At 47.4% G+C, this 23,908-nt stretch carries 25 protein-coding genes; 16 read left to right on the top strand and 9 right to left on the bottom strand.

Features of this window, described 5'->3' with window-relative positions; all coding sequences use genetic code 11:
- Positions 1-4 precede the first annotated feature (4 nt).
- Positions 5-619 carry a trimeric intracellular cation channel family protein gene (locus tag B2U97_RS11725; protein WP_011235379.1) on the bottom strand — a complete coding sequence of 205 codons (615 nt, stop codon included), beginning with the start codon at positions 617-619 and terminating at the stop codon, positions 5-7.
- Between the two features lie 143 nt (positions 620-762).
- Here B2U97_RS11725 and B2U97_RS11720 point away from each other — a divergent pair, with 143 nt between their 5' ends.
- The 12 genes from B2U97_RS11720 to B2U97_RS11665 all read left to right on the top strand — a co-directional run bounded on the left by B2U97_RS11720 (position 763) and on the right by B2U97_RS11665 (position 10,992).
- Entirely contained in the window at positions 763-2,274 is a 1,512-nt protein-coding gene (locus B2U97_RS11720) for a sigma 54-interacting transcriptional regulator (RefSeq protein ID WP_272988174.1), read from the top strand.
- A 138-nt stretch (positions 2,275-2,412) separates the two neighbouring features.
- On the top strand, positions 2,413-2,748 hold the full coding sequence (gene yajC, locus B2U97_RS11715) for a preprotein translocase subunit YajC (RefSeq protein ID WP_011235377.1): 336 nt from the start codon (positions 2,413-2,415) through the stop codon (positions 2,746-2,748).
- A gap of 28 nt (positions 2,749-2,776) precedes the next feature.
- Positions 2,777-4,621 (top strand): protein translocase subunit SecD, encoded by a 1,845-nt coding sequence (secD, locus tag B2U97_RS11710; RefSeq protein ID WP_110014137.1) that lies wholly within the window; start codon positions 2,777-2,779, stop codon positions 4,619-4,621.
- Between the two features lie 8 nt (positions 4,622-4,629).
- Positions 4,630-5,577: a protein translocase subunit SecF gene (secF, locus tag B2U97_RS11705; RefSeq protein WP_110014136.1), complete on the top strand. Its 948-nt coding sequence runs from the start codon at positions 4,630-4,632 to the stop codon at positions 5,575-5,577.
- Positions 5,578-5,610: 33 nt separating this feature from the next.
- The gene (yaaA, locus tag B2U97_RS11700; RefSeq protein ID WP_272988178.1) at positions 5,611-6,387 is read left to right on the top strand and encodes a peroxide stress protein YaaA; all 777 of its coding nucleotides are present in this window, start codon (positions 5,611-5,613) and stop codon (positions 6,385-6,387) included.
- Between the two features lie 11 nt (positions 6,388-6,398).
- On the top strand, positions 6,399-7,283 hold the full coding sequence (locus B2U97_RS11695; protein WP_272988180.1) for a DUF3014 domain-containing protein: 885 nt from the start codon (positions 6,399-6,401) through the stop codon (positions 7,281-7,283).
- A 4-nt stretch (positions 7,284-7,287) separates the two neighbouring features.
- Positions 7,288-7,890, top strand: coding sequence for a 1-acyl-sn-glycerol-3-phosphate acyltransferase (locus tag B2U97_RS11690; protein WP_272988182.1), 603 nt, complete (start codon positions 7,288-7,290; stop codon positions 7,888-7,890).
- Positions 7,891-7,892: 2 nt separating this feature from the next.
- Positions 7,893-8,534, top strand: a complete 642-nt coding sequence (locus B2U97_RS11685) for a GNAT family N-acetyltransferase (protein ID WP_272988183.1) — start codon at positions 7,893-7,895, stop codon at positions 8,532-8,534.
- Between the two features lie 55 nt (positions 8,535-8,589).
- On the top strand, positions 8,590-9,054 hold the full coding sequence (gene ribE / locus B2U97_RS11680; protein ID WP_011235370.1) for a 6,7-dimethyl-8-ribityllumazine synthase: 465 nt from the start codon (positions 8,590-8,592) through the stop codon (positions 9,052-9,054).
- 10 nt (positions 9,055-9,064) lie between these two features.
- Positions 9,065-9,484, top strand: coding sequence for a transcription antitermination factor NusB (nusB, locus tag B2U97_RS11675; RefSeq protein WP_011235369.1), 420 nt, complete (start codon positions 9,065-9,067; stop codon positions 9,482-9,484).
- 3 nt (positions 9,485-9,487) lie between these two features.
- Positions 9,488-10,486: a thiamine-phosphate kinase gene (thiL, locus tag B2U97_RS11670; protein ID WP_286824481.1), complete on the top strand. Its 999-nt coding sequence runs from the start codon at positions 9,488-9,490 to the stop codon at positions 10,484-10,486.
- A 23-nt stretch (positions 10,487-10,509) separates the two neighbouring features.
- A complete protein-coding gene (locus B2U97_RS11665; protein WP_272988186.1) occupies positions 10,510-10,992 on the top strand; it encodes a phosphatidylglycerophosphatase A family protein in 483 nt (160 codons plus the stop codon).
- A gap of 23 nt (positions 10,993-11,015) precedes the next feature.
- Here the strand turns inward: B2U97_RS11665 and dxs are convergent, their stop codons facing one another.
- From dxs to B2U97_RS11650, 3 genes are read right to left on the bottom strand one after another with little or no spacing between them, the layout of a single operon-like run.
- Positions 11,016-12,872 (bottom strand): 1-deoxy-D-xylulose-5-phosphate synthase, encoded by a 1,857-nt coding sequence (gene dxs / locus B2U97_RS11660; RefSeq protein ID WP_272988188.1) that lies wholly within the window; start codon positions 12,870-12,872, stop codon positions 11,016-11,018.
- A 4-nt stretch (positions 12,873-12,876) separates the two neighbouring features.
- Positions 12,877-13,764, bottom strand: coding sequence for a polyprenyl synthetase family protein (locus tag B2U97_RS11655; protein WP_272988189.1), 888 nt, complete (start codon positions 13,762-13,764; stop codon positions 12,877-12,879).
- The gene (locus B2U97_RS11650; protein WP_011235364.1) at positions 13,761-13,997 is read right to left on the bottom strand and encodes an exodeoxyribonuclease VII small subunit; all 237 of its coding nucleotides are present in this window, start codon (positions 13,995-13,997) and stop codon (positions 13,761-13,763) included. The genes B2U97_RS11655 and B2U97_RS11650 overlap by 4 nt, the downstream gene beginning before the upstream one ends.
- Positions 13,998-14,198: 201 nt before the next feature.
- Here B2U97_RS11650 and pomA point away from each other — a divergent pair, with 201 nt between their 5' ends.
- The 4 genes from pomA (at position 14,199) to B2U97_RS11630 (ending at position 17,776) form a co-directional block, all read left to right on the top strand.
- Entirely contained in the window at positions 14,199-14,966 is a 768-nt protein-coding gene (pomA, locus tag B2U97_RS11645; protein WP_272988192.1) for a flagellar motor protein PomA, read from the top strand.
- Between the two features lie 2 nt (positions 14,967-14,968).
- Positions 14,969-15,907, top strand: coding sequence for a flagellar motor protein MotB (locus B2U97_RS11640; protein ID WP_272988194.1), 939 nt, complete (start codon positions 14,969-14,971; stop codon positions 15,905-15,907).
- A 66-nt stretch (positions 15,908-15,973) separates the two neighbouring features.
- The gene (gene thiI, locus B2U97_RS11635) at positions 15,974-17,425 is read left to right on the top strand and encodes a tRNA uracil 4-sulfurtransferase ThiI (RefSeq protein ID WP_272988196.1); all 1,452 of its coding nucleotides are present in this window, start codon (positions 15,974-15,976) and stop codon (positions 17,423-17,425) included.
- Between the two features lie 18 nt (positions 17,426-17,443).
- On the top strand, positions 17,444-17,776 hold the full coding sequence (locus B2U97_RS11630) for a VanZ family protein (RefSeq protein ID WP_286824461.1): 333 nt from the start codon (positions 17,444-17,446) through the stop codon (positions 17,774-17,776).
- Here the strand turns inward: B2U97_RS11630 and srmB are convergent.
- The 5 genes from srmB to B2U97_RS11605 form a co-directional block, all read right to left on the bottom strand.
- Complete coding sequence (srmB, locus tag B2U97_RS11625) at positions 17,773-19,002, bottom strand: ATP-dependent RNA helicase SrmB (protein WP_272989329.1); 1,230 nt, start codon at positions 19,000-19,002, stop codon at positions 17,773-17,775. The two genes, B2U97_RS11630 and srmB, sit on opposite strands and share 4 nt — an antisense overlap.
- A gap of 34 nt (positions 19,003-19,036) precedes the next feature.
- The gene (locus B2U97_RS11620; protein ID WP_286824460.1) at positions 19,037-19,885 is read right to left on the bottom strand and encodes a universal stress protein; all 849 of its coding nucleotides are present in this window, start codon (positions 19,883-19,885) and stop codon (positions 19,037-19,039) included.
- 17 nt (positions 19,886-19,902) lie between these two features.
- Positions 19,903-21,393, bottom strand: coding sequence for a SulP family inorganic anion transporter (locus tag B2U97_RS11615; protein WP_153849699.1), 1,491 nt, complete (start codon positions 21,391-21,393; stop codon positions 19,903-19,905).
- 280 nt (positions 21,394-21,673) lie between these two features.
- A complete protein-coding gene (arsJ, locus tag B2U97_RS11610) occupies positions 21,674-22,885 on the bottom strand; it encodes an organoarsenical effux MFS transporter ArsJ (RefSeq protein ID WP_286824456.1) in 1,212 nt (403 codons plus the stop codon).
- A complete protein-coding gene (locus B2U97_RS11605) occupies positions 22,885-23,880 on the bottom strand; it encodes an ArsJ-associated glyceraldehyde-3-phosphate dehydrogenase (RefSeq protein WP_272989321.1) in 996 nt (331 codons plus the stop codon). The genes arsJ and B2U97_RS11605 overlap by 1 nt, the downstream gene beginning before the upstream one ends.
- Positions 23,881-23,908: the final 28 nt, after the last annotated feature.

The raw sequence follows: 23,908 nt of genomic DNA, 5'->3' as shown, positions 1-23,908 counted from the left end.
ATAGCTAATGATCCTGATGATCCCGGAACACGGGCAGTGACCAGTTAAACTTGATTGCTCCAAGTCTAATGAGCAAAGTTGAGGTCATGCCCGCAGCTAATGCTATTAAAGGTTGATAGGGCACAATCAGGACATAAACGGTAGCGCCGATAATACAGGTGGTGGCGTACAGTTCGCTTTTTAAGACCATTGGAATATCGCGCGCCAGAACATCACGCAGCATGCCGCCAAAACAGGCCGATATAGTGCCCATGATGATAGCGATAAAGGGCGGAAACCCCGCTGATAGCGTTTTCTCCGCGCCCATAGTCGCAAAAAACGACAGACCAATAGCATCTGCAACCATTAGTGTGTTCATAGGAATATAGGCTCTGAACCGCAGCCATATAATAGTGAGCAGAGCGGCGACAATTATGGTGTACAGATAGACAGGGTCATGTGTCCAGAAAACCGGTAACCCAAGAATGAGGTCGCGCGTTGTACCGCCGCCAATTGCTGTTGCTGAGGCTAAAACGAGTACACCAAAACCATCCATCTTTTTGCGAAACGCTAATAACGTACCGGCTACCGCAAAAACCGCGACACCGGCATGGTCTGTCCAGTAAAATATTAATTCCATGAGTCATCAAAAAGTAGCAATGGTATGGCTTAGTTTGTCATTAACCTTTATGGATTCCCAGCACAAATTGATTGGCTATTTAGACGTCATAATTTTATGATGGCACCAATTTAAAAGCTGCTGTTGGGCTAAGGAACAGCAAAATGAGTGCAACCGAATACACGACAAAACATGTAGTTGACGATCTCGTTAGTAGCTATCAGCGAGTTCCAATGTTAGTGATCGCAGCGCATCCTGATCGGTCGCGGATTGGTGAACGCGCAGCGTTAATGGATTTGTACAATGAAGGAAGTGACTACCTAAGCAGGATAAAGCCTGAGTTTGCCAAAAATGGTAATGCTGGCAGAGCATTGCTTGATGAATTTATCAGCCGTTCTCCAATCATTTTTCAGCGCGAATCAGGCGGCCGTATTAAGCTAAAGGCGCATAGCACCAAAACAACAGTTACTATTGCCGGGCGTGGTGTTCAGGACGAATATATTCTGAAAGAAAGTGACCTGGATAACGGTGTCGTTATTGGCTTAAACCACCGCATCGTTTTACTTTTAAAGTTATTGCCGCTGCAAGACTCCTCGGTAGATGACAACGATGTGCTGTTTGGTATTAGCTCGGATATTCGTGCCATTCGGAATCGCGTTGCTCAACTGGCCGGGATGGACTTGCCGGTTATGATTAGAGGTGCTGCCGGAGTGGGTAAACAACAGGCGGCCTACGCAATTCATCAGGCCAGCGAACGTCGGGAACAACCTTTTATTAGTGTTAATCTGGCTGCCATACATGATGCGGTCGCAGAAGCTGAATTATTTGGTAGCTATCGAGGCGGTAGCCGGCAACCTGGCTATTTTGAGCAAGCCGGTAGCGGTACTATTGTGCTGGAAGACATCGAGGATGCCTCGCCGGGCTTACATCGTTTGCTTTATACCGTTCTACAAAGTAAATCCGTAGTACCTGTTGGTACAGAGGAAACGCTGCCAATTACTTGCCGTATTATGCTGACCAGTCATCAGGACTCTCGTGGCTTTGAAGAGAATTCAACGCTGTCCATGCTAATTGAAAAGCTTTCAGCTTATCAGTTGTTCATCCCGCCATTAACCGAACGTCGCGAAGATATTGGTTTGTTATTCGACTATTTTGTACGTGAGCAGTGGCGTAAGCTTTACGCTGACCGCTCTCATGATGTCAAAATTCCTGGTGAATTGATGAGCCAGCTGCTGACCTTTCATTGGCCGGGTAATGTACGACAGTTGCGCAACGTAGCGCGGCAGGTCGTTATTGATAGCCGTGAGCAAGAGCAACTGCACCTTGACCCGCAACTTTTATCTATGCTTAAGCCGAGCAACCCCGGGCATTGGGAAAATGAAACCAGCGTTCATCGTAAGCCCAACAGTGTTAGTCGAGATGAGTTACTGGAAACCTTGCGTAGCTGCCGGTTTGAGCTACAGGCTACAGCAAAAGCTCTGGGCATCTCACGGGCATCGGTATATCAGCTTATTCAGCGCTTTGAAGGGGTTCGTACAGCGCAGGATTTATCCGAAGAAGAGATTAAAAAGAGTTATGAACAGAACCGTTCCGATACTGAAAAAATGATGTGGGATTTGCAAGTGTCTCAAATAGGTTTACGGCGTCGGCTTAAAAGTTTGGGATATGATATTTGATAATACTGAGCGGCGTTAAACTTTCTGATAGTATAGCCGCCTTAGAAAAATTGAATTGCATTCTGGAGTAACTGTCCCCATATCGTGAGATGGTTATCCGAAATTTAATAATAAATTTAAATTAACTGAGGGAATTTTATGGACTTTTTTATTAGCTCAGCATACGCGCAAGACGCTGGCGGCCAAGGCAGTGGTGGTATGGAACTGATTTTCATGCTGGTCATGTTTGCGTTAATTTTTTACTTCATGATTTATCGTCCACAAGCAAAACGTGTCAAGCAGCATAAAGAGCTGATGGGTGCTTTGAGCAAGGGTGATGAAGTGCTGACTCAAGGTGGTTTGGTCGGTAAAATCACTAAAGTAAGCGAAGATAAAGACTTTCTCGTTATTGCTTTGACTGACGAGCTTGAAGTAACCATTCAGAAAGGTTCTGTGACTTCCGTTCTTCCGAAAGGAACAATGAAGTCTCTCTAATCTCTGACATTAGAAACAGGGGCACGACGTGTTAAATAAATACCCGTTGTGGAAAAATCTGCTGGTTATTTTTGTCGTATTGGTGGCAGCGCTCTATGCGCTGCCAAACATTTACGGTGAAGATCCAGCAGTTCAAATTTCCGCAAACCGAAATGCGACCATCGATACCAGCACCATGGATCGCGTAAAGAGCAGTCTGGAAAACGTTGGCATACAAGCTAAAAGTATAGCTTTAGAAGAAGAGCAGCTTTTAGTTCGACTGAATTCCGATGATGAGCAGTTAAAAGCCCGGGAGAGTATCCTGGAGAGTTTAGGTGATAACTACATAGTCGCTTTGAACCTTGCTCCTGCAACTCCTGAGTGGTTGAAGAGTGTTGGTGCTCAGCCAATGAAACTGGGGCTGGATTTACGTGGCGGTGTACACTTCTTGATGGAAATCGACATGGACGAAGCCGTTCGTAAAATTGTCGATGGTATGAAGGACACGATTCGTGCCGAACTGCGTGAAGAACGTATTCGTTACAGCGCTGTTCGTGTTAATGACACGACGGTTGAAATTGAGCTTCGTAATGAAGAAGCTTATGCAGAAGCTGCCAACTATCTGGATGGTCGTTATCAGGGTTACACCTTATTAGAAGATGACGAAAACCAACTGCTGCAATTGCAAATGAGCGAGCAGAAGCTTGCCGAAACTCAAGATTACGCAGTATCTCAAAATATCACCATTATGCGTAACCGGGTTAACGAGTTAGGTGTTGCCGAGCCGGTTATTCAGCGGCAGGGTTCAAACCGCATTGTGGTGGAACTACCGGGCGTACAGGACACGGCTCGCGCGAAAGAGATTTTAGGAGCTACAGCAACGCTGGAGTTCCGTATGGTTGATTCCGAGAACGACGTGCGTGACGCACAGAACGGTCGTGTACCTTTTGGCAGCGAGTTAATGCCAATGCGCGACGGCCCGGATCAATTGCTGAAAGAAGACGTTATTCTGACAGGTGACCATATTGTTAATGCTGGGGTTGGTTATGATGAGTACAACCGCCCGCAGGTTAATATTACTCTGGATGGCGCTGGCGGTAACAAGATGTCTTTATCGACTAAAGACAATGTTGGTCAGCCTATGGCTACCGTCTTTATTGAATATAAAGCCACAGACGAGCGCGACGAAGAAGGTAACTTACAGTTCACTAAGAACGCGGAAGTTATTAACGTTGCAACAATTCAGTCTCGCTTAGGCAGCAATTTCCGTATTACCGGGGTAGGCGCAAACGAAGCTCAGAATTTAGCGTTGTTATTACGCGCCGGTGCACTTATCGCGCCGATTCAAATTGTCGAAGAGCGTACTGTAGGTCCAAGCTTAGGTCAGCAGAACATTGATTCTGGTACTCAGGCAATTTTTTGGGGCTTTGTTTTAGTTCTTGCCTTCATGTTGTTGTACTACAAAAAGTTTGGTCTGGTTGCCAACTGTGCTCTGGCAGCAAACCTGGTTCTTATTATCGGTGTTATGTCGATGATTCCGGGAGCCACACTGACTTTGCCGGGTATGGCAGGTATTGTACTGACGGTTGGTATGGCAGTAGATGCCAACGTACTTATTTTTGAGCGCATACGTGAAGAAATAAAAGCGAAACGAAGCCCTCAACAGGCAATTCATCACGGTTATGACAGCGCCTTGTCGACCATTGCCGACGCGAACGTAACAACGCTGATTGCAGCGCTTATCTTGTTCGCTATTGGTAACGGCCCTATTAAAGGCTTTGCTATCACTCTTGCTATCGGGATTATAACGTCCATGTTTACTGCGATAGTCGGAACCCGTGCCATTGTTAACTCAGTTTGGGGCGGCAAAAAGCTGTCTAAACTGTCTATTTAGGGGGAGCCATGCAAGAGATAATTAAAACCGATGAACGACTTCCCTTCATGCGCTTCCGCGGAATTATGGGCATTATCAGTGCAGTACTGGTAGTGGCTTCCATAGTTTCGTTGTCAGTCAATAAGCTCAACTTTGGGTTGGACTTTACTGGCGGAACCTTACTTGAAGTTGGCTTTGATAGCGCGGCAGATTTAAGTCGTGTTCGTGGCGCATTAGATGAAGAAGGGTTCAGTGACGCAGTAGTTCAAAACTACGGCTCGCAGGAAGAGATACTGATTCGTCTGGAGCCTCGGGAAGGAGTAAAAGCGGAGCAGCTGGGTACCACAATACTTGAATCTCTGCGCACCGAGTTTGACCAAACCGTTGAAATGCGTCGTATAGAATTTGTTGGCCCAAATGTGGGCGACGAATTTATAGAGCAGGGCGGGTTGGCTATGCTAACCGCTTTAATCTGTATTCTACTTTACATTGCAATGCGTTTTGAGTGGCGCTTAGCCGTGGGCGCAGTGGCTGCGTTAGCGCACGACGTCATTTTAACCTTAGGACTATTCTCTGTATTACAGCTAGAGTTCGACTTAACGGTTCTGGCGGCCCTGCTGGCGGTTATTGGTTACTCAATTAACGATACGGTGGTGGTTTGTGACCGTATTCGGGAAACCTTCCGTAAGTTTGCTAAGTTAACGCCAGTTCAAGCCGTTAATCGGGCACTAACCGACACATTAAGTCGGACATTAGTGACCTCGTTGACAACGATACTGGTGTTATTGACCTTGTTCTTCCTGGGTGGGCCATTAATTCATGGTTTTGCTACGGCGTTATTATTTGGTGTGGTTATTGGTACCTATTCATCCATTTATATTGCCAGTACCGTCGCACTGAAATTTGGTGTTAGCCGTGAAGACTTAATGCCGCCGGAAGTGGAAAAAGAAGGTGCGGACCAAGATCCGCTGAACTAGCCTTACGGTATAATTTGATTGGAGTGCATAGACATGTTGGCCGTTGTTTCACCTGCTAAAAACCTGGATTACGAAAGTGACTTGCCGGAACTTAATGTTACTCAGCCACGGTTGCTGGATAACGCTGAAGAACTGGTTGAGGTTTGTCGGCAACTAAGCCCGCAACAACTGGGGTCGCTAATGAAAATTAGCGACAAGCTGGCGGGCCTGAATGCTGCTCGCTTTCAGGAGTGGCAACGGCCTTTTAATGAAGACAATGCACGCCCGGCTATGTTTGCATTTAATGGTGATGTTTATACTGGTTTAGATGCTGCCAGTCTGAATTCAGAGGCCATTAATACGGCACAAAAGCAGTTACGAATTTTGTCCGGTCTTTATGGTGTCTTAAGACCTCTGGATTTGATGCAGCCATACCGACTGGAAATGGGTAGCAAGCTGGATAACCCTAAAGGCAAAAACCTGTATGAATACTGGGGCGATACCATTACGCAGACACTAAATGATGACCTGGCTGAGCTGGGAAGTTCAACTTTAGTGAATTTAGCTTCTAATGAGTATTTCTCGGCGGTTAAGCCAAAAGCATTAAATGCGGATATTATTACACCCGTGTTTAAAGATGAAAAAAATGGTCAATATAAAGTCATCAGTTTTTATGCCAAGAAGGCACGGGGACTAATGGCGCGATTTATCCTGAACCAAAAGCCAGAATCCGTGTCTGATCTAAAAGAATTTGATGCAAACGGCTATAGTTTCAATGAGGCTATGTCCAGCGATAAACAATTGGTTTTTTGTCGTGCTGAGCAAAAATAAAGGAGCGCACAATGAGTGACGATCAGGTTGAAACATCAACGGCAACAGAAGAAGCAAGTCGCAAAACGACTTGGATTGTTGTTACGCTTATTGTGCTGGCGGTTATCGCTGCCATAGTATGGTGGTGGCTGCCGGCTTCTGAAGACAAGAAGCAACAAACCGAAACGGTAGAAGTTGATCAGCAGCAATCAACCGAAGTTCAGGTTGAGGGGTATGAAGAAGAGTCTGAAGAACCTGAGCCTGAAATTGAGCCAGAACCGGTTCCAACCGAACCAGAGTCTGAACCGGAACAAGAGCCGGCTGAACCTGAGCCAGAACCTATTGCTTTGCCGGAGCTGGATAACAGCACACCGACGGTGCTTCAGAACCTTGATTCAACCGACGTCAACATTCGTCCATTAAAAAGCTCTCAGATTATTCGTGACGCAGTTGTGCTGATGGACAATATCAGCAACGGCAGCATTGTTCGCGAGCGAACTATTGTTCAGCGTCCCGACGGTCGCTTTAGTGTGTTGGAGGTTGATGGCGAACTCTATATTGACGAAAGTAGCTATCGCCGATACGACGCTTTAGTTGATTGGTTTGTCAGTCTGGAGCCTGATGCACTGGCTGAAAACTATGAATTATTTAAGCCATTAGTGCAGGAAGCTTACGCCGAAATTGGTTATCCGGAGTCAGATTTTGATGACACCTTGTTGGAAGCCATTAATGTCATACTTGAAACCCCTGTACCAGAAGGTTTGGTTCAGGTAGAAGATGACAGCGTTATGTATACTTTCGCTAACGACTCTTATGAATCTTTGCCTGCAGCGCAAAAACAGTTGCTGCGCATGGGGCCTGAAAATATTCAGCGAGTGAAAGAAAAGTTACGCGAAATAAGACAGGTACTACAGTAATTTTATGACCGATAAACAAGTAATTCCGGAATTTGTCAGAGGCGAATTTCCTGTTACCCATAACCGCTTTTTACGTTGGGTAGGCCGTTTTGGCTTACGCGTATTGGGCGGCTGGAAAATTAATGGTGAAATGCCAAACGTGAGAAAGGCGATTCTTCCGGTTGCGCCACATACATCTAACTGGGACTTCCCGGTTGGAGCCTGCGTCATGTTGGCTATGGGGTTAAAGCTTAACTACTTGGCAAAGAGCAGTTTGTTCCGCTTTCCGCTGAAAGGTTTGTTAACCAAGCTGGGCGGACTTCCTATAGACCGAAGTAGTGCGAATGGCGTTGTTGGCAACATGGTGAAAGAGTTTCGCGAAAAAAACGAACTGGTTTTAGTGATAACTCCTGAAGGAACGAGAAAGCGGGTAAAAGAGTGGAAGAAAGGCTTTTTACACATGGCACAGCAAGCTCGTGTCCCTGTTGTTCCTGTTGCTTTTGATTATGCGCGTAAAGCTATTGATATAGGCCCCGCGCTTATGATTGGCGATGAACTGGAAAAAGAGCTTGCCCGGGTTAAATCTTATTTTGAGCATGCGCAGGGTAAGCACGGAGAAGCGTGTTGAGAATGCTTCTTCGCAGTTTTCTGCTCCTGTTGATACTGCCGCTATTTAATGCGGCAGCAGCGGCAGATTTCTGGCAAAAAGAATGGGCTGTTCCTGAATATGCTGAGGGTAACAGCTTAATTATCCGTCCCATTGAAAGCTCTGATACCGATCGTTTATTCCACAGCTATATGACTTCGCAGAGGTGGCTTTATGATCGTCTGGGCTGGTCCTGGCCGTCAGAGAAAAGTACCCCTCAGCAAAACGAAACCATGGTGAATTACCATCTGCAACAGGCAAAAGCGCAAACGGCGTTTACTTATTTGGTGATTGATAAGGAAGATAAGTCCATTATTGGTGCTGTTTATATGGTACCGGTAGCTGCCAGTAGACAAGAAAAAAATGGCATTCCACGTAATGCGTATAACGCTGAAGTCAGTTGGTGGCTTTTAGAATCGGCCATTGACGATAACTTACATAATGATTTTTTTGTGCTTTTAAAAGATTGGCTGGAAGCAAGTTGGCCCTGGCGGCAAGTGCTGTTTCCGGTATCAGAAAATAACGAAACAGCTTTGCAGCTACTGGAAAGTAGCAGTGCCCGCTCGCTGGGTCGTGACTTAGATGCCCAGGAAAGGTATTTCTCCTACTCAATTTCACGCAAATAGCCCCACATTGTGCTATGATCGCGCGCAATTAACGAACGGTTAATAAGGAAAACTCATGCAGGTAATTGAAGGTGGAATAAACGCGGCTGGTAAAAAGTTTGCCATTATCGTTTCTCGCTTTAACCATTTTATGGTTGAAAGCTTATTAGACGGCGCGGTGCAGACATTAAAGCATTATGGTGAAGTAGCGGACGACGATATAACCGTTGTGCGTGTTCCCGGTGCTTATGAAATGCCGGTAACAGCGAAACGTCTGGCCAGTTCTGGTAAATACGACGCAATTATTGCGGTCGGTGCGGTTATTCGCGGTGGCACACCACACTTCGAGTTTGTTGCCGGTGAATGTAATAGCGGTTTAGGTCGTGTTGCGACCGAGTTTGATTTACCTGTCGCATTTGGTGTTATCACCACCGATACGCTGGAACAAGCCATTGAGCGCAGTGGTTCTAAAGCCGGAAATAAAGGCTCGGAAGCCGCATTAAGCGCGCTTGAAATGGTCAATGTACTGAAACAACTCTGAGATACTTCAAATGAAACCCGCAGCAAGAAGAAAGGCCCGCAAGTTGGCCGTGCAAGCAATTTACTCATGGCAGCTATCGCAAAATAGCTTTAGCGATATTGAGGCTCAATTTTTAACGGAAAATGACACCAGCAAAGTGGACGTTGACTACTTTTTAGAGTTAGTTCGTGGTGTTGGCGGGCATTACCGGACACTGGACGAAGCGCTGGAACCCTTTCTAGACAGACCGATTAAAGAGCTTGACCCTATTGAACTGGCTGTTCTTCGACTGGCGGCTTATGAGTTGCGTGAACGCGTTGATGTACCTTATAAAGTTGCTATCAACGAAGCAATAGAGCTGGCTAAATCTTTTGGTGCCGATGAAAGCCATCGTTTTGTCAACGGCGTACTCGATAAAGCAGTAGACACTTTCCGCCCAACCAGGCAGTAACTTATGCCCCGCGATGAATTTTCGCTAATTAATGAATACTTCACTCATCGCTCCGCAAAACGGGGCGATGTTGCTATGGGCATTGGAGATGACGGCGCTGTTGTCCGGCCAATGCCTGAGCATGACCTGGTCATTGTTACCGATACTCTGGTTGAAGGTGTACATTTTGATACGACCACGCCACCCCGTGCTATTGGTCATAAAAGTGTTGCCGTGAATTTAAGCGACTTAGCGGCTATGGGTGCTCAGCCGTGCTGGATTAGTCTGGCCTTGACGCTTCCTGGTATGGACGAAGACTGGCTACAGGAATTTAGTGGTGGCCTGGATGAAATTTGCAGCTATTACGATTGCCAGCTAATTGGTGGTGATACCACCAAAGGCCCACTGACAGTAACCATAACGGCTCACGGGCAGTTGCCTTCTGGCAGCGCCATACCGCGCTCCGGGGCAAAAGCGGGCGACTGGATTTATGTCAGCGGTTCTTTAGGTGATGCTGGCTTAGGCTTGCAGGTTACGCAAAATAAAGTGAGCACAACCGGACGACATTTGCAGCAGGTGATAGAGCGCCTGCATTACCCCACCCCCAGAGTCGCTTTAGGGCAAAGTCTGCGAGGCGTAGCAAGTTCCTGCATTGATATTTCTGACGGTCTGCTGGCGGATTTAAGGCATTTAATGACAGAAGCAGGCACTCAGGCGCAACTGGAATTGGAAAAGCTTCCACTGTCACTGGCGTTAACCGAAACACTTCAGGTGGATGACGCACTTGCTTTGGCTTTGACCGCCGGAGACGACTACGAGCTCTGCTTTACCTTACCTGAGGAACATCGGGGGCGTATGGAAACCTTAACAACTCATCTTAAAACAAGACCTGTATGTATCGGTCGTGTAGCGAACGGTGAATCCGGTGACATTCAGTTGCGCTATAATGGCGAAGACTGGTTGCTGGCTGAGGGTTATAGCAGCTTTAATCACTTTCCGCAGAACGAAGAAGCCACTAAATAAGAGATTTAAGGAGCCACAAGTCCATGTCTCATGCGAAACTTTCATGGTTTAACCCTATACATTGGCTTGCGTTGGGTTTTGGCTCCGGTCTTGCTCCTAAAGCGCCGGGTACCTTTGGAACCCTTATTGGTATTCCGACCGTTTTTTTATTAGCTCCACTTAACTGGTGGGAATATTTGCTGGCTCTGGTGGTAATGACGCTGGCCGGCATTTGGATATGCCAATATACCGCTAAGGCAATGGGTGAGCACGACCACCCTTCAATTGTCTGGGATGAAATAGTTGGCTATGCCGTGGCCATGTTCGCATTGCCTGTAGAGCCATTTTGGTTGCTGGCGGCGTTTGTGTTGTTCCGCATTTTTGATATCTGGAAACCCGGCCCAATTGGCTGGGCAGATAAAAAGCTAAGTGGCGGTAACGGTATTATGATGGATGACGTGCTGGCGGGTATTTTCTCGGCGGTATTACTGCATTTAGGCTGGTGGCTGTCAGGTCTGCCGGGCTAAAGCAAACCTGACCGTGTCATACTTCAGCCTTTCTTAATAAAGTCATTCACCTGCCGCTCAATACCTGCGGCATCCAGACCCAGTTCGGCACGAACTTCACCTTGCGAGCCATGTTTAATAAACTCGTCCGGTAAGCCTATTGTTAACACTTGCGGGCTTGCTTTGTATTGGGCTACGTATTCGCTCACGGCACTGCCTGCGCCGCCTGCTATGACATTTTCCTCTACAGTTACCAGCACTGAATGGGTTGTCATTAACTGGCCCAGACAAGCTGTGTCCAGTGGTTTTACGAAACGCATATCGACAACGGTGGCATTAAATTTGGCTGCCGCTGCTTCCACTTCCGGTAGCAGGGTACCAAAATTAAGGAAAGCAATATTCTGCCCCTCAGTAAGGGTTTGAGCTTTTCCTATATCAATAACTTTACCCTTACGAAGCTCCAGACCAACGCCGGCTCCTCGGGGGTAACGAACCGCTGCCGGACCTTTGTACTGATACCCGGTGGTTAGCATGTCCAGACACTCTTGTTCATTACTGGGAGCCATTACCACCATATTAGGTATGCAACGAAGGTAACTTAAGTCGAATGCGCCCTGGTGAGTGGGGCCATCGGCACCGACAATACCGGCACGGTCAATGGCGAAGAGCACATCAAGGTTTTGCAGAGCGACATCGTGAATGAGCTGATCATAACCGCGCTGTAAAAAGGTGGAGTAAATGGCTACAACCGGTTTCAGTCCTGAAATAGCCAGGCCCGCTGCGTAAGTCACACTGTGCTGCTCAGCTATAGCCACGTCAAAGTACTGCTGTGGATATTGCTGTGAGAACGTCACCATGCCCGAGCCTTCACGCATAGCCGGTGTTATGGCCATAAGTGACTTGTCATTACTGGCGGTATCGCACAGCCATTGGCCAAAAATTTCAGAATAGCTGGGAATACCCGGTGCTTTCTCAGGCAGGCTGGACTCTTTGGGATCAAACTTTGGCACGCCATGGTAACCAATAGGATCTTTCTCTGCCGGTCGGTAACCTTTGCCTTTTTGCGTCACAATATGCAGTAATTGCGGGCCGCCTAAACTGCGCATGTTCGATAACGTATCAACCAGAGTATCAACATCATGGCCGTCTATCGGGCCTATGTAATTGAACCCCAGCTCTTCGAAAATGGTGCCCGGTGCCATCATGCCTTTCATATGTTCTTCGGCACGGCTGGCAAAATGGCGTATATGAGGTAGCGGGCTAAGTAATTTTTTGCTGCCTTCGCGTATCGATGTATAAAAACGGCCAGATAAAAGACGGGCGAAATGATGGTTCAGAGCACCAACGTTTTCTGAAATCGACATGTCATTGTCGTTCAGCACCACCAACATATCTGGTTTTATATCACCAGCATGATTCATGGCTTCAAATGCCATACCTGCTGTCATTGCTCCGTCACCGATAATAGAGACGACTTTTTGTCGCAGGCTTTGTCTTTGTGCTGCTACCGCCATGCCTAACGCTGCCGATATAGATGTACTTGAATGCCCGACTGACAGCACATCGTATTCACTTTCTTCACGCCAGGGGAAAGGGTGGAGTCCGTCTTTTTGGCGAATAGAGTGCAGCCGTTGCTTACGGCCGGTCAGTATTTTATGCGGATAAGCCTGATGGCCAACATCCCATACCAGTTTGTCTTCTGGAGTGTGATACACATAATGTAAAGCAACTGTCAGCTCTACGGTGCCTAAACCTGACGCCAGGTGGCCGCTACTTTGGCTCACTGAGGTTAATAGAAACTGTCTAATTTCTGCGCACAGTTCCGGCAATTGCGTCCGTGGTAAACGGCGCAGGTTAGCGGGGGAGTTAATTTTATCAAGTAACGGATATTGTTGAGTCATTCAGTTAGTGGTCCCGCTTTAACAGCAAGTCGGAAAATTGTTCAAGTCTGTCGGTATTGTAAGGGATATCGCTTAACGACTGTAGTGCTTTATGGTGTAAGTTTTGCAGGCGTTGCTGAGCACCTTCAATACCGAGCAAACGCACGTAAGTTGATTTTTCAGACGCGGTATCTGACCCCTGAGGTTTCCCTAAAGCTTCAGTATTACCTGTTACATCAAGAATATCATCTTGTACTTGGAATGCCAGCCCCAGATAGTGGGCAAATAGTTCAAACTTCTCTCGCCATTGTTGTGAATTTTCCTGACCGCACAACACGCCCATAGTAGCGGCGGCTGTTATTAACGCGCCGGTTTTACTTAAATGCATTTGTTCTAGCGCGTCTTCAGTGACGATTTTAGCTGTCGCCTGTAAGTCAATTGCCTGACCCGCACACATTCCGCGGGCACCACTGGCTTTTGCCAAAACCTGAACCAATTGCAACTGCCGCTCGCTGGGCAACCCTTCCATGCTGCTTTCGGTTAAAACTTCAAAAGCCAATGTTTGCAGAGCATCTCCGGCTAAAATGGCTGTTGCTTCATCGTAAGCGATGTGGCAAGTCGGCTGACCCCGGCGTAAATCGTCATCATCCATTGCGGGCAAGTCGTCATGGATTAACGAATACGCGTGTATCAATTCCACTGATGCAGCGGCTCTAAGAGCATCGTTTTCATTAGCACCACAAATATCGGCAACGGTCATCAGCAGGTAGGGGCGAATACGTTTTCCACCCATTAACACCCCGTGCTGCATGGCCTGGTTCAGACGCGGGTTCAGGATTAACTGCGCAAGCGCTTGCTTTAAGAAGGAATCGACTTGTTCTCGTGTTGCTGCTGTTAACGAGTTAATCGTCACATCAGTTCTCCATTGCTTTCATCATTTCCAGATTGCTGTTCAGCCAACAAAGTTGTCACTTTTTGTTCAGCTTGCTGCAATTGTTGCTGGCTGGAACGTGATAAGGCAATGGCTTGTTCGAATTTTTTCAGCGATTGCTCAAGCGGTAAGTCGCCTTGCTCCAGTTCGTTAACTAGTTGCTCTAGCTGCTCCAGAGCCTGTTCGAAAGATTGCTGTTTCTGTTCGTCTGCCATACTAAGTCTGCCTTAAAATCTGTGATGAGCCGCGTTGCTACTAGAATGAAAGTTAATTATCCGATAAAGAATCCTGAATGTCAGCCGATGATCTCATTATTCCTGAGTAAGATGAGCAGATGTCGCTTGTAAGCGCGACGCGATTGTTTAAGAATGAGCACAACAGCATAAATGAAAACTCAAATCGGGGAGGAAGGCTGAGTGGATATAGCAACGCTCGTAGGAATCATAGGCGCCATCGGCTTTGTTATCATGGCAATGATCCTCGGTGGTGATATCAGTTTGTATATAGATACACAGTCATTATTTATTGTTTTTGGTGGTTCCTTATTTGTTACTCTTGCAAATTTTCCGTTAAGCCAGTTTTTAGGAACGGGCAAGGTAGTCGTTAAAGCGTTTTTCTTTAAGATTGAACATCCACAAGAGCTTATCGATACTGCTGTTGAGATGGCCGACTCTGCGCGTAAAGGTGGTTTTCTGGCGCTTGAGGAAGCGGAAATTCCGAACAAATTCTTTCGTAAAGGCGTCGACATGCTGGTTGACGGTCACGATGCCGAAGTTGTCCGGCAAACCTTGTCGAAAGATATAAAAATGAGCTTTTCCCGCCACGAAGAAGGCGCCCGTGTTTTCAAAATACTGAGCGATGTCGCACCGGCTATGGGTATGATTGGTACCCTGATTGGCCTGGTGGCTATGCTAGCGAATATGGATGACCCTAAGGCTATAGGACCTGCGATGGCCGTTGCTTTGCTAACCACCCTTTATGGTGCGTTTTTAGCCAACGTTATTGCCATTCCTATTGCTAATAAGTTATTGCTACGGGCCGAACAGGAAAAGCTGAACCGGCAATTGATACTGGATGCTATTTTAGGTATTCAGGACGGTCAGAACCCTCGTGTTATTGAAGGTATTTTACGTAATTACTTAGCTGAATCTAAGCGCATTGGTAACGAGGATGAGGACGAGTAGTCATGGCCTCAGAGAAAGTCAGAGACGAAGAAGAAGAGGATTGCAAATGTCCTCCACCAGGATTACCCATGTGGATGGCAACCTTTGCCGATCTCATGACCTTGCTCATGAGTTTTTTTGTACTTTTATTGGCCTTCTCCGAAATGGACGTGCTGAAGTTTAAGCAAATAGCCGGTTCAATGAAGTACGCTTTGGGTGTACAAAATAAAATAGAAGTCAAAGACATACCGAAAGGCACCAGTGTTATTGCCCAGGAATTCCGTCCCGGGCGGCCTGAACCAACCCCAATTGAAACTATTCAGCAGCAAACTGTCGAAATGACACAGCAGATGCTGGAATTCCAGGAAGGTGAGTCCGACTTTGCCGGTGGTCAGCAAACTGAGCGGGGCGGTCAGGAGTCCGACAGCGCAGAAGACGCAAAAGAGGCGAAGGCAGAAAATACGGAAGCTATGACGCAGGTATCTAAGGAGCTTATGCGTCGTATCGAGCGGCAGCTTGAGAATGAGATTAAAGCTGGCACTATTGAGCTTGAGCAGCACGGTCAGCAAATTATTATTCGCATACGTGAACAAGGTTCATTTCCTGAGGGGTCTGCATTTTTACAGCCGCAGTTCCGGCCTATTATTCAGCAGGTTGCCGGGGCGCTGAAAGATATTCCGGGTGAGGTCACTATTTCTGGCCATAGTGATAATGAAAAGCTGGTATCGGAAATCTACTCATCAGACTGGGATCTCTCCAGTAAGCGTGCCGTTGCTGTTGCAGAAGAAATGCTGAAAGTGGACGGCTTTAGCGAAGATCGGCTGGTGGTGATGGGTTACTCTGACACTAAACCGTTGGTGCCGAATAACTCGGAAGAGAACCGTAAGCGAAACCGTCGTGTTGAAATATCTGTTATGCAGGGTAAAGCGGCAGAATCTGACCCAGTTGATGTTATAGACTGAGCGCTGGTTTCTGTCGGGCAGGACACGTATAATTGCCCACTTTCCTAAAGACTTGACGATTTAGCTATGAAGTTTGTTGTTCGCCTGCACGCTGAAATTACCATTAAAAGCCGTTCTGTTCGTAAGCGTTACGGTAAAGTACTGACCAATAACCTGCGTAAAATTCTGGCTCCGGTCGATGACTCGGTATACGTCAAATGGCTGTGGGATCGCATCGAAGTTTCTGCTGATGGCGACGACTCTCAGGTGCGTAGTGAAATCAAAGAGATTCTGCAAAACACCCCCGGTATTTCCTGGTTTGCCGAAGTTATAGAGCGGCCGCTAACCGATTTTGATGCTATTGCCGAGTTAGTTGGTGAGCACTGGTTAAAGCGTTTACCGGGAAAAAGTTTTGCTATGCGGGTTAAACGCAAAGGTAACCACGAGTTTAACTCACAGCAGTTAGAACGCTATGTCGGTGGCTATTTGCTGGAGCGTGTTTCGGATACTTCTGTCAACCTCTCTAATCCGGATCTCGATATTGCGCTGCAAATTACTAACCAAATTGTGCACTTGGTCGGGGAACGAATTAACGGTTTAGGTGGTTTCCCCATTCCTACTCAAGAAACGGTGTTGTCCTTGTTAAGTGGTGGTTTCGATTCTGGCGTTGCAACCTATGAGTTTATCCGGCGCGGCGCGCGGACTCATTTTTGCTTTTTTAATTTAGGCGGTGACGCCCATGAAGTAGCTGTGCGTCAAATAGCCTATTATTTGTGGAAGCGTTACAGCTCCTCGCATCCCATTAAGTTTATTAGTGTTGATTTTGCCCCTATTGTTGATGACATTCTGACAAACGTCGATAACGGCCAAATGGGTGTTGTGTTAAAACGACAAATGCTACGGGCGGCGGATAAAGTCGCTCGTTATGTGAAAGCGCAGGCATTGGTAACGGGTGAAGCCATGGGGCAGGTATCCAGTCAGACTCTGTCTAATTTAAAAGTGATTGATCAGGCGACATCGGCGCTGGTTTTACGCCCTCTGATAACCAAAGACAAGCAGGAAATTGTGGATGAAGCTAAACGCATTGGCACCGAGCCATTGGCTAAATCTATTCCTGAATATTGTGGTGTAATTTCGAACAAACCGACAGTGAAGGCTATTCCGGCGGTTATCGAAGCCGAAGAAGCGAAGCTTAACAAAGATTTACTCGAACAGGTGGTGCAGGCGTCAAACGTACTGAGTATGCAGGATATAGCCACGCAAACAGATGCAGAACTGGCACTGCCGGATACCACGACGGAACTCAGTAGCCACACAACCATCATAGATATTCGAAACGACGAAGAAATTGAAGCAGCACCCTTGTCAGTAGAAGTTGAGGTTATTGAAATTCCATTTTTCAAGTTAGTCTCTCAGTTTGCTGAACTGGATCAAAGCCGGGAATACTTGCTGTACTGTGATCAAGGTATTATGAGTCGGATGCAGGCTTTGTTATTGCACGAAAATGGCTATAACAACGTATCGGTTTATAAGCCCTAATTTAGAGAGAAGTAAACTATGCTGGCAAGAGCCCTATTTTTTGTTGTGTTATCGACAGCCACCTTTCTGTTTTTGTGGCAGTTTCCAAGTACGGGAGCTCAGAGCATTCCTTACCTGGATAAGCTGGTTCACTTTGGAATTTTTTTTGTCTTAGCACTGACTTTTCACAGAGCTTTTGCGTTGTCGGCTAAACTGTCGCTACTGGTTTTAGTTTGCTACGGCTTTTTAATAGAAATAGCCCAGTCTTATGCGCCCGGGCGCAGTGCCGATGTTTACGACTGGTTGGCGGATGCCAGTGGCGTCGTTGCTTACTTTATTTTGCACCATTTACTAAGCAAGAAGTCGCGTTAACGCGACTTCTTCTTTTTGTCCGTTTTCTTCTTCACTTTTTTCTTTGACCGGGACTTTTCTGTCGACGGAAACTTATATTGAGGTTTTAACCCTTCAATTGTTCGTCTGTCTAGTTTGGCGTCCAGGTAACGCTCGACACGCCCCAGTAATAAAGCATCGTGTGCTTCTACCAGCGATACGGCCGTTCCTTTTTGTCCGCCGCGGGCTGTGCGTCCAATTCGGTGCAGATAAACATCAGCTTGCTTAGGAAGGTCATAATTAACGACCAAAGTGATGTCGTCTACATCCAGCCCTCGCGCTGCAATATCAGTAGCAACCAAGGTAATTTCCGTAGTTTGTTTAAGCTCATTCATAATGCGCTGGCGGTCGCTTTGGGGCATATCGCCGCGCAAAGTGACAATTTTACGGCCGGTACCAAACTGGCTGCGCAGGAAATTTGCAATAAGCTCTACCCGCTCGCGAGTCCGGACAAAGACAAACTGCCGCCCGGGGTGTCCTTTAAGCGTACTCATTAAAAGCTGACGCTTATGTTCGTCGGTATCGGCTAAATGAATCCACTGAAGAATTTTACCGCGCTCACGTTTGGGAGGCTGCACATCAATGTACTCGGGTTCAGTTAATAATTCGCGGGAGAATTTAATAACGCCAGAACTGTTTAATGTTGCCGAGAGTAACAGTGATTGCTGACGATGACGTGCCTGCAAAGCCATCTCTTTTACCGTTGCGGCAAAGCCCATGTCCAGCATGCGGTCAGCCTCATCAATGATGAGCCACTCTATGCTTTCCAGATTGTATTGCTCGGCCTCGAGCAAATCCATCAGGCGGCCTGGGGTAGCAACCAGTATATCGTGTGTTTTCTCTAGTACCGACAGCTGCGAACCATAGTTGATGCCTCCGGTGACAACCACAGAGGTTAATCCGGTTTTGCCCTCAAACTGTTTAGCCTGTTCATGGATTTGTTCAGCCAGTTCGCGGGTTGGTGCCAGTACCAAAATACGGGCAGGTCCCGGTTGCTGACGCGGGAAATCCAGCAAATGCTGCAGTGCTGGCAGCAGGAAAGCCAAAGTTTTACCTGTTCCTGTTGGGGCGCTGATAAGCAAGTCGCGTCCATCCAGGGCGGCAGGAATGCTTTGTTGTTGTACTTTTGCTGGTTTGTTCAGTTCAGCATCGCGAAGAACCGCAATTAAGCGGTCATCGAGATCAAACTCTTCCCAGTCTGGCGTCATGTTATTTTCCTTGAAATCGTCTTGTCTGCTGCAATTAACGTAGCAGCAATAAAGCGGAGTTAGTTGTCTGTAGCAGGCTGGTCGTGGTACTGCCTACTAAAAACTGACGAATACGCGAATGACCATAAGCTCCCATCACCAGAAGATCAATATTGTGCTCTTCCTGGTACGCATGAAGTGCAGGCTCAACTTCGCCTGAGCGTATTTCAAATCGCGCATTATGTCCCAGCTCCCGCAAGTGGTTAGATGCCGCTTCGATGGACGCGCGACTGTCGTTGGTATCAGCTCCGACCATAACCAAATGTAACGGAAGGCCTTTAAAAATAGGGCTTTCCGCAAGCATACGAATTCCTTTACGAGAGGAGTCACTGCCGTCGAATGCTAACATCACATTTTTAGGTTGAGTAAATTCTTCAGGTGCGACCAGAATAGGTCTATGCATGGTTCTTACAACGGTTTCAAGTTGGCTTCCGACGCGATTGGTACGTGTCGTCTCTTCACCATGAAGACCTATAACAAGTAATCTCATGGAGTCTTCGATTTCTAACAAAGACTCCGCTAAGTCACCGTGTCGTTGACGTAAGTTGATATGTTCGACGCCACTTTGTGTCGCGCGTAATTTGGCACTTTCCAGCATGTGGTGGCCTTGCTCTAAGGCTAACTTGCTGCGCTGCTGATCAAGCTCGGCTAACTGCTCGAGCAGAGCCTCTCTGCTACCTAAGCCGATGTTACCTGTCATATTGGTCTCGGTGGGGTAACGCGCTTCGTCCAGAACATGAAAAAGCGTTAATGGCGTTTTTAAGCGTAATGCAGCCCAACTGGCGTAATCACAGACAGATTGAGTTGACGCAGAGCCATCAATACAAGCAACAACATGTTTCATTATTAAATCCTTTTCCATTAGTGCCCGCCCATCAGCTTATCGACAGCGTCGGGTTTGTCATGTACGCCAAAGCGATCAACGATGGTCGCGCTGGCTTCATTAAGCCCTATAACTTCTACTTCAGCACCTTCGCGGCGGAATTTTACTACAGCACGGTCAAGTGCATCGACGGCGGTGATATCCCAGAAATGGGCCTGACTGAGGTCGATGACAACCTGCTCAACCCCTTCTTTGAAATCAAATGCGCCAAGAAACTTTTCAGATGAGCTGAAAAATACCTGACCAATGACCCGATAAATGCGTTTTATGCCGTCAGAGTCAATCTCTGACTTAATGTACAGGTAATGCCCAATTTTGTTCGCAAAGAACATAGCGGCCAACAGCACTCCAACCAATACACCATAAGCCAGGTTATGCGTTGCGACAACGACCGCAACTGTTGCAACCATGACAATATTGGTGGACAGCGGATGTTTCCTTAAGTTCTTAATGGAACTCCAGCTGAAGGTACCTATAGAGACCATGATCATTACGGCAACCAGTGCGGCCATAGGAATTTGCACCAGCAGTTTGTCCAGAACCAGAACCATAATCAGCAGGAAGATACCGGCAGTTAATGTAGACAACCGTGTACGACCGCCCGATTTCACATTAATAATGGACTGACCAATCATGGCGCAACCAGCCATTCCGCCTAACAGACCTGCGCCGATATTCGCAACGCCCTGACCTTTACATTCGCGGTTTTTATCGCTGGGGGTATCGGTTAGGTCGTCGACAATAGTCGCTGTCATCATGGACTCAAGTAAACCTACTACCGCAAGCGCTGCCGAGTAAGGGAAGATAATGGCTAAGGTTTCGAAGTTTAACGGAACGTCAGGCCATAAGAAAATAGGCAGGGTGTCCGGCAATTTACCCATATCACCAACGGTACGAATATCCAAACCTAAGAATACGGCGACGATAGTTAGGGATACAATACAAATCAGCGGAGAGGGCAGTATTTTCCCAATGAAAGGTATGTAAGGGAAGCCGTAAATAATGGCTAGGCCAGCAGCTGTCATTGCGTATACATGCCAGGTTACGTCAGTTAGCTCGGGCAACTGCGCCATAAAAATCAGAATGGCCAGAGCATTTACGAAACCGGTGACCACCGAGCGCGAGACAAAGCGCATCAGCTCGTCCAGTTTAAGGTAGCCGGCAGCAATTTGTAGCAACCCGGTCAGTAAGGTGGCCGCTAGCAAGTACTCAAGTCCATGCTCTTTGACCAGCGACGCCATAAGTAACGCCATAGCACCGGTTGCGGCAGATATCATCCCCGGACGACCGCCGGTAAAAGCAATAACAACGGCAATACAGAAAGAGGCATACAGGCCCACTTTAGGGTCAACGCCGGCGATGATAGAGAATGCGATGGCTTCAGGAATAAGCGCTAAAGCGACCACAATACCTGACAACAAATCACCACGTATATTAGAAAACCAGTTCTGCTGGATAGACTTCAACATAGATAGATAACACCAAATTTTAATCGTAAATATAAAGCGGCCGGAATGGCCAGAAAAGCAGAGAACAGCCTACTGCGCACCTGTGACAGGAAAGTGACGGCTAGGGTGGCGTAATACGCGTCAGCACGTAGGTGGCTCCTTATGGTTTGAGGCTGGTCAAAAAAAGAGCGCGAATTTTAGCATAAAATGTGCCAACTACAAGTGATTTCCACATCGGCGTAGCCTGACATTTACGTCAGGTCAGATATCGCACCTGACATAAATGTCAGGCTACGACATATCAGACGCGATGCTGCTCCCGCTCGGGCAAAAAGCTAATTGCTGCCGTGGATAATAGCAATAACAGTGTTGATATCATTAGGCAAGCAACCAGCCCCCATTGCTGATACACCCAGCCGGATAAAACGGTACCCATTAGACGCCCGGCTGCGTTGGCCATGTAGTAAAAGCCTACGTCCAAAGACACCCCGTCGGCGCGTGAGTAAGAGACAATAAGGTAACTGTGCAGCGACGAATTAATGGCAAACAGAATGCCGAACAAGCCTAAACCAATAATAATGCTCTGGGTAACAGGTAAGCCCTGCCACAGGGCCAGAGCAAGCGCGAGTGGACTCAGAGTCAGTAACGCATTCCATACCACGGCCTGAGTTTTAGGTACGTCATTGCCCGTTTTTGTGAATTTAGGCGCAACACTTTGTACAAAGCCATAGCCAATAACCCACAAGGCTAAAAAGCTGCCGACTTGCCAGTGGTTCCAGTTAAGCTGGCTGGCTAAGAACACCGGCAAGGCCACCACAAACCAGACGTCGCGGGCACCAAAGAGCAGAAAACGGGCACCCGATAAAATATTGATAGGCCGGCTTTTGGATAAAATGTCTTTAAACTTGGGTTTGAACTTAGCTTTGCCCGACTCTTTTTTCAGGAAAATAAGACTGCCTGTCCACACAACCGCCAGCACTATTGCCATAGCCAGTACCGCGCCCTGAAAACCCATTAAGGTAAGCAGGAGTCCACCAAGGAAAAAGCCAACGCCTTTTAAGGTGTTTTTTGAGCCGGTGAGTATCGCGACCCATTTATACAGCTGACCTTGTTTGTCGTCAGGCACCAGTAGCTTAATGGTGCTTTTGGCGCTCATTTTATTGAGATCTTTGGCAATGCCAGACAACGCCTGGGCGGCCATCACCCAAATGACGGTGAGCATAGAACCCGGTACCAGCAGCATGGCAAGCGCCACAATCTGTATGCCAAGCCCAATATTCATGGTTCTGTTGAGCCCCCAACGAGCGCCCAGCCAGCCACCAAATAAGTTAGTGACTATGCCGAAAAACTCGTAGAACAGAAACAGCATAGCCACTTCCAGCGCACTGTAACCCAACTGGTGGAAGTGCAGCACCACCAGCATGCGCAGCGCGCCATCAGTCAGGGTAAAAGCCCAGTAGTTACCCGTAACAATTAAGTATTGGCGTATAGCCGGCGACAGCTGACTGAGCATTAGCCGACTTTTTCCACCAGTTCAACTGCGCGGTTTGCATAACCCCATTCATTGTCGTACCAGGCATAAATTTTCACGTGCGTGCCGTTAATGACTTTGGTGGAGAGGGCATCGACAATGCTGGAGCGAGGGTCGGTTTTGTAATCTATTGATACTAACGGACGCTCTTCATATCCCAGAATGCCTTTGAGTTCGCCTTCGGCGGCCTCTTTCATCCAGCCATTAATTTCCTCCACGCTGGTGGGTTTCTTCACTTCGAACACGCAGTCGGTTAATGACGCGTTGGCTAAAGGTACACGTACTGCGTGGCCGTCAATTTTGTCCTTCAGCTCTGGGAAAATCTCCACAATGGCCGTTGCTGAACCGGTGGATGTAGGAATTAAGCTCATGCCGCAGGCACGGGCTCGGCGTAAGTCTTTATGAGGCGCGTCCAGAATGGTCTGTGTGTTGGTTAAATCGTGAATGGTGGTAATAGACGCATGCTTAATACCAATTTTGTCCTGCAGTACTTTGACCACAGGTGCCAGACAGTTGGTTGTGCAGGACGCGGCGGTGAGTATCTGATGCTTTTCCGGATCGTAAAGGTGGTCATTAACGCCCAAAACAATGTTCAGCGCGCCGGGTTCTTTGACCGGAGCTGATACCACCACACGTTTAACGCCCTGCGACAGGTAGTCGTTAAGCACCTTCACGGTTTTCATCTTGCCGGAGGCTTCTAAAACCACATCACAACCACTCCAGTCGTTCTCGGCAATGGTTTTGTGTTGAGTGAAAGCTATGCGTTCATCACCAATTTGAATGGCGTTGTCCTGAGCTTCGGCTTCATAACCCCAGCGACCATGCACCGAGTCAAAATTCAGCAAGTGTGCAAAAGTAGCCGCATCAGCACCCGGGTCATTCACCTGAACAATTTCCAGGTCAGGGTTTTCCCATGCCACGCGAAGCGCTAAACGACCAATACGACCCAAACCGTTAATTCCAACCTTAATAGTCATAAAAGACTCCTTTTGTGTATCTCTTACC

The organism is Idiomarina sp. UBA3176, from assembly GCF_002364295.1.
GTDB classification, from domain to species: domain Bacteria; phylum Pseudomonadota; class Gammaproteobacteria; order Enterobacterales; family Alteromonadaceae; genus Idiomarina; species Idiomarina loihiensis.
The sequence above is the reverse complement of the archived record's forward strand: the minus strand, read 5'-3'. Positions and strand labels throughout refer to the sequence as shown.

Bases quoted from the DNA above. Each gene is read 5' to 3' on its own strand.
- B2U97_RS11725 (WP_011235379.1), bottom strand. From the start codon at position 619: ATGGAATTAATATTTTACTGGACAGACCATGCCGGTGTCGCGGTTTTT.
- B2U97_RS11720 (WP_272988174.1), top strand. From the start codon at position 763: ATGAGTGCAACCGAATACACGACAAAACATGTAGTTGACGATCTCGTT.
- yajC (WP_011235377.1), top strand. From the start codon at position 2,413: ATGGACTTTTTTATTAGCTCAGCATACGCGCAAGACGCTGGCGGCCAA.
- secF (WP_110014136.1), top strand. From the start codon at position 4,630: ATGCAAGAGATAATTAAAACCGATGAACGACTTCCCTTCATGCGCTTC.
- yaaA (WP_272988178.1), top strand. From the start codon at position 5,611: ATGTTGGCCGTTGTTTCACCTGCTAAAAACCTGGATTACGAAAGTGAC.
- B2U97_RS11695 (WP_272988180.1), top strand. From the start codon at position 6,399: ATGAGTGACGATCAGGTTGAAACATCAACGGCAACAGAAGAAGCAAGT.
- B2U97_RS11690 (WP_272988182.1), top strand. From the start codon at position 7,288: ATGACCGATAAACAAGTAATTCCGGAATTTGTCAGAGGCGAATTTCCT.
- B2U97_RS11685 (WP_272988183.1), top strand. From the start codon at position 7,893: ATGCTTCTTCGCAGTTTTCTGCTCCTGTTGATACTGCCGCTATTTAAT.
- ribE (WP_011235370.1), top strand. From the start codon at position 8,590: ATGCAGGTAATTGAAGGTGGAATAAACGCGGCTGGTAAAAAGTTTGCC.
- nusB (WP_011235369.1), top strand. From the start codon at position 9,065: ATGAAACCCGCAGCAAGAAGAAAGGCCCGCAAGTTGGCCGTGCAAGCA.
- thiL (WP_286824481.1), top strand. From the start codon at position 9,488: ATGCCCCGCGATGAATTTTCGCTAATTAATGAATACTTCACTCATCGC.
- B2U97_RS11665 (WP_272988186.1), top strand. From the start codon at position 10,510: ATGTCTCATGCGAAACTTTCATGGTTTAACCCTATACATTGGCTTGCG.
- dxs (WP_272988188.1), bottom strand. From the start codon at position 12,872: ATGACTCAACAATATCCGTTACTTGATAAAATTAACTCCCCCGCTAAC.
- B2U97_RS11650 (WP_011235364.1), bottom strand. From the start codon at position 13,997: ATGGCAGACGAACAGAAACAGCAATCTTTCGAACAGGCTCTGGAGCAG.
- B2U97_RS11640 (WP_272988194.1), top strand. From the start codon at position 14,969: ATGGCCTCAGAGAAAGTCAGAGACGAAGAAGAAGAGGATTGCAAATGT.
- thiI (WP_272988196.1), top strand. From the start codon at position 15,974: ATGAAGTTTGTTGTTCGCCTGCACGCTGAAATTACCATTAAAAGCCGT.
- B2U97_RS11630 (WP_286824461.1), top strand. From the start codon at position 17,444: ATGCTGGCAAGAGCCCTATTTTTTGTTGTGTTATCGACAGCCACCTTT.
- srmB (WP_272989329.1), bottom strand. From the start codon at position 19,002: ATGACGCCAGACTGGGAAGAGTTTGATCTCGATGACCGCTTAATTGCG.
- B2U97_RS11620 (WP_286824460.1), bottom strand. From the start codon at position 19,885: ATGAAACATGTTGTTGCTTGTATTGATGGCTCTGCGTCAACTCAATCT.
- B2U97_RS11615 (WP_153849699.1), bottom strand. From the start codon at position 21,393: ATGTTGAAGTCTATCCAGCAGAACTGGTTTTCTAATATACGTGGTGAT.
- arsJ (WP_286824456.1), bottom strand. From the start codon at position 22,885: ATGCTCAGTCAGCTGTCGCCGGCTATACGCCAATACTTAATTGTTACG.
- B2U97_RS11605 (WP_272989321.1), bottom strand. From the start codon at position 23,880: ATGACTATTAAGGTTGGAATTAACGGTTTGGGTCGTATTGGTCGTTTA.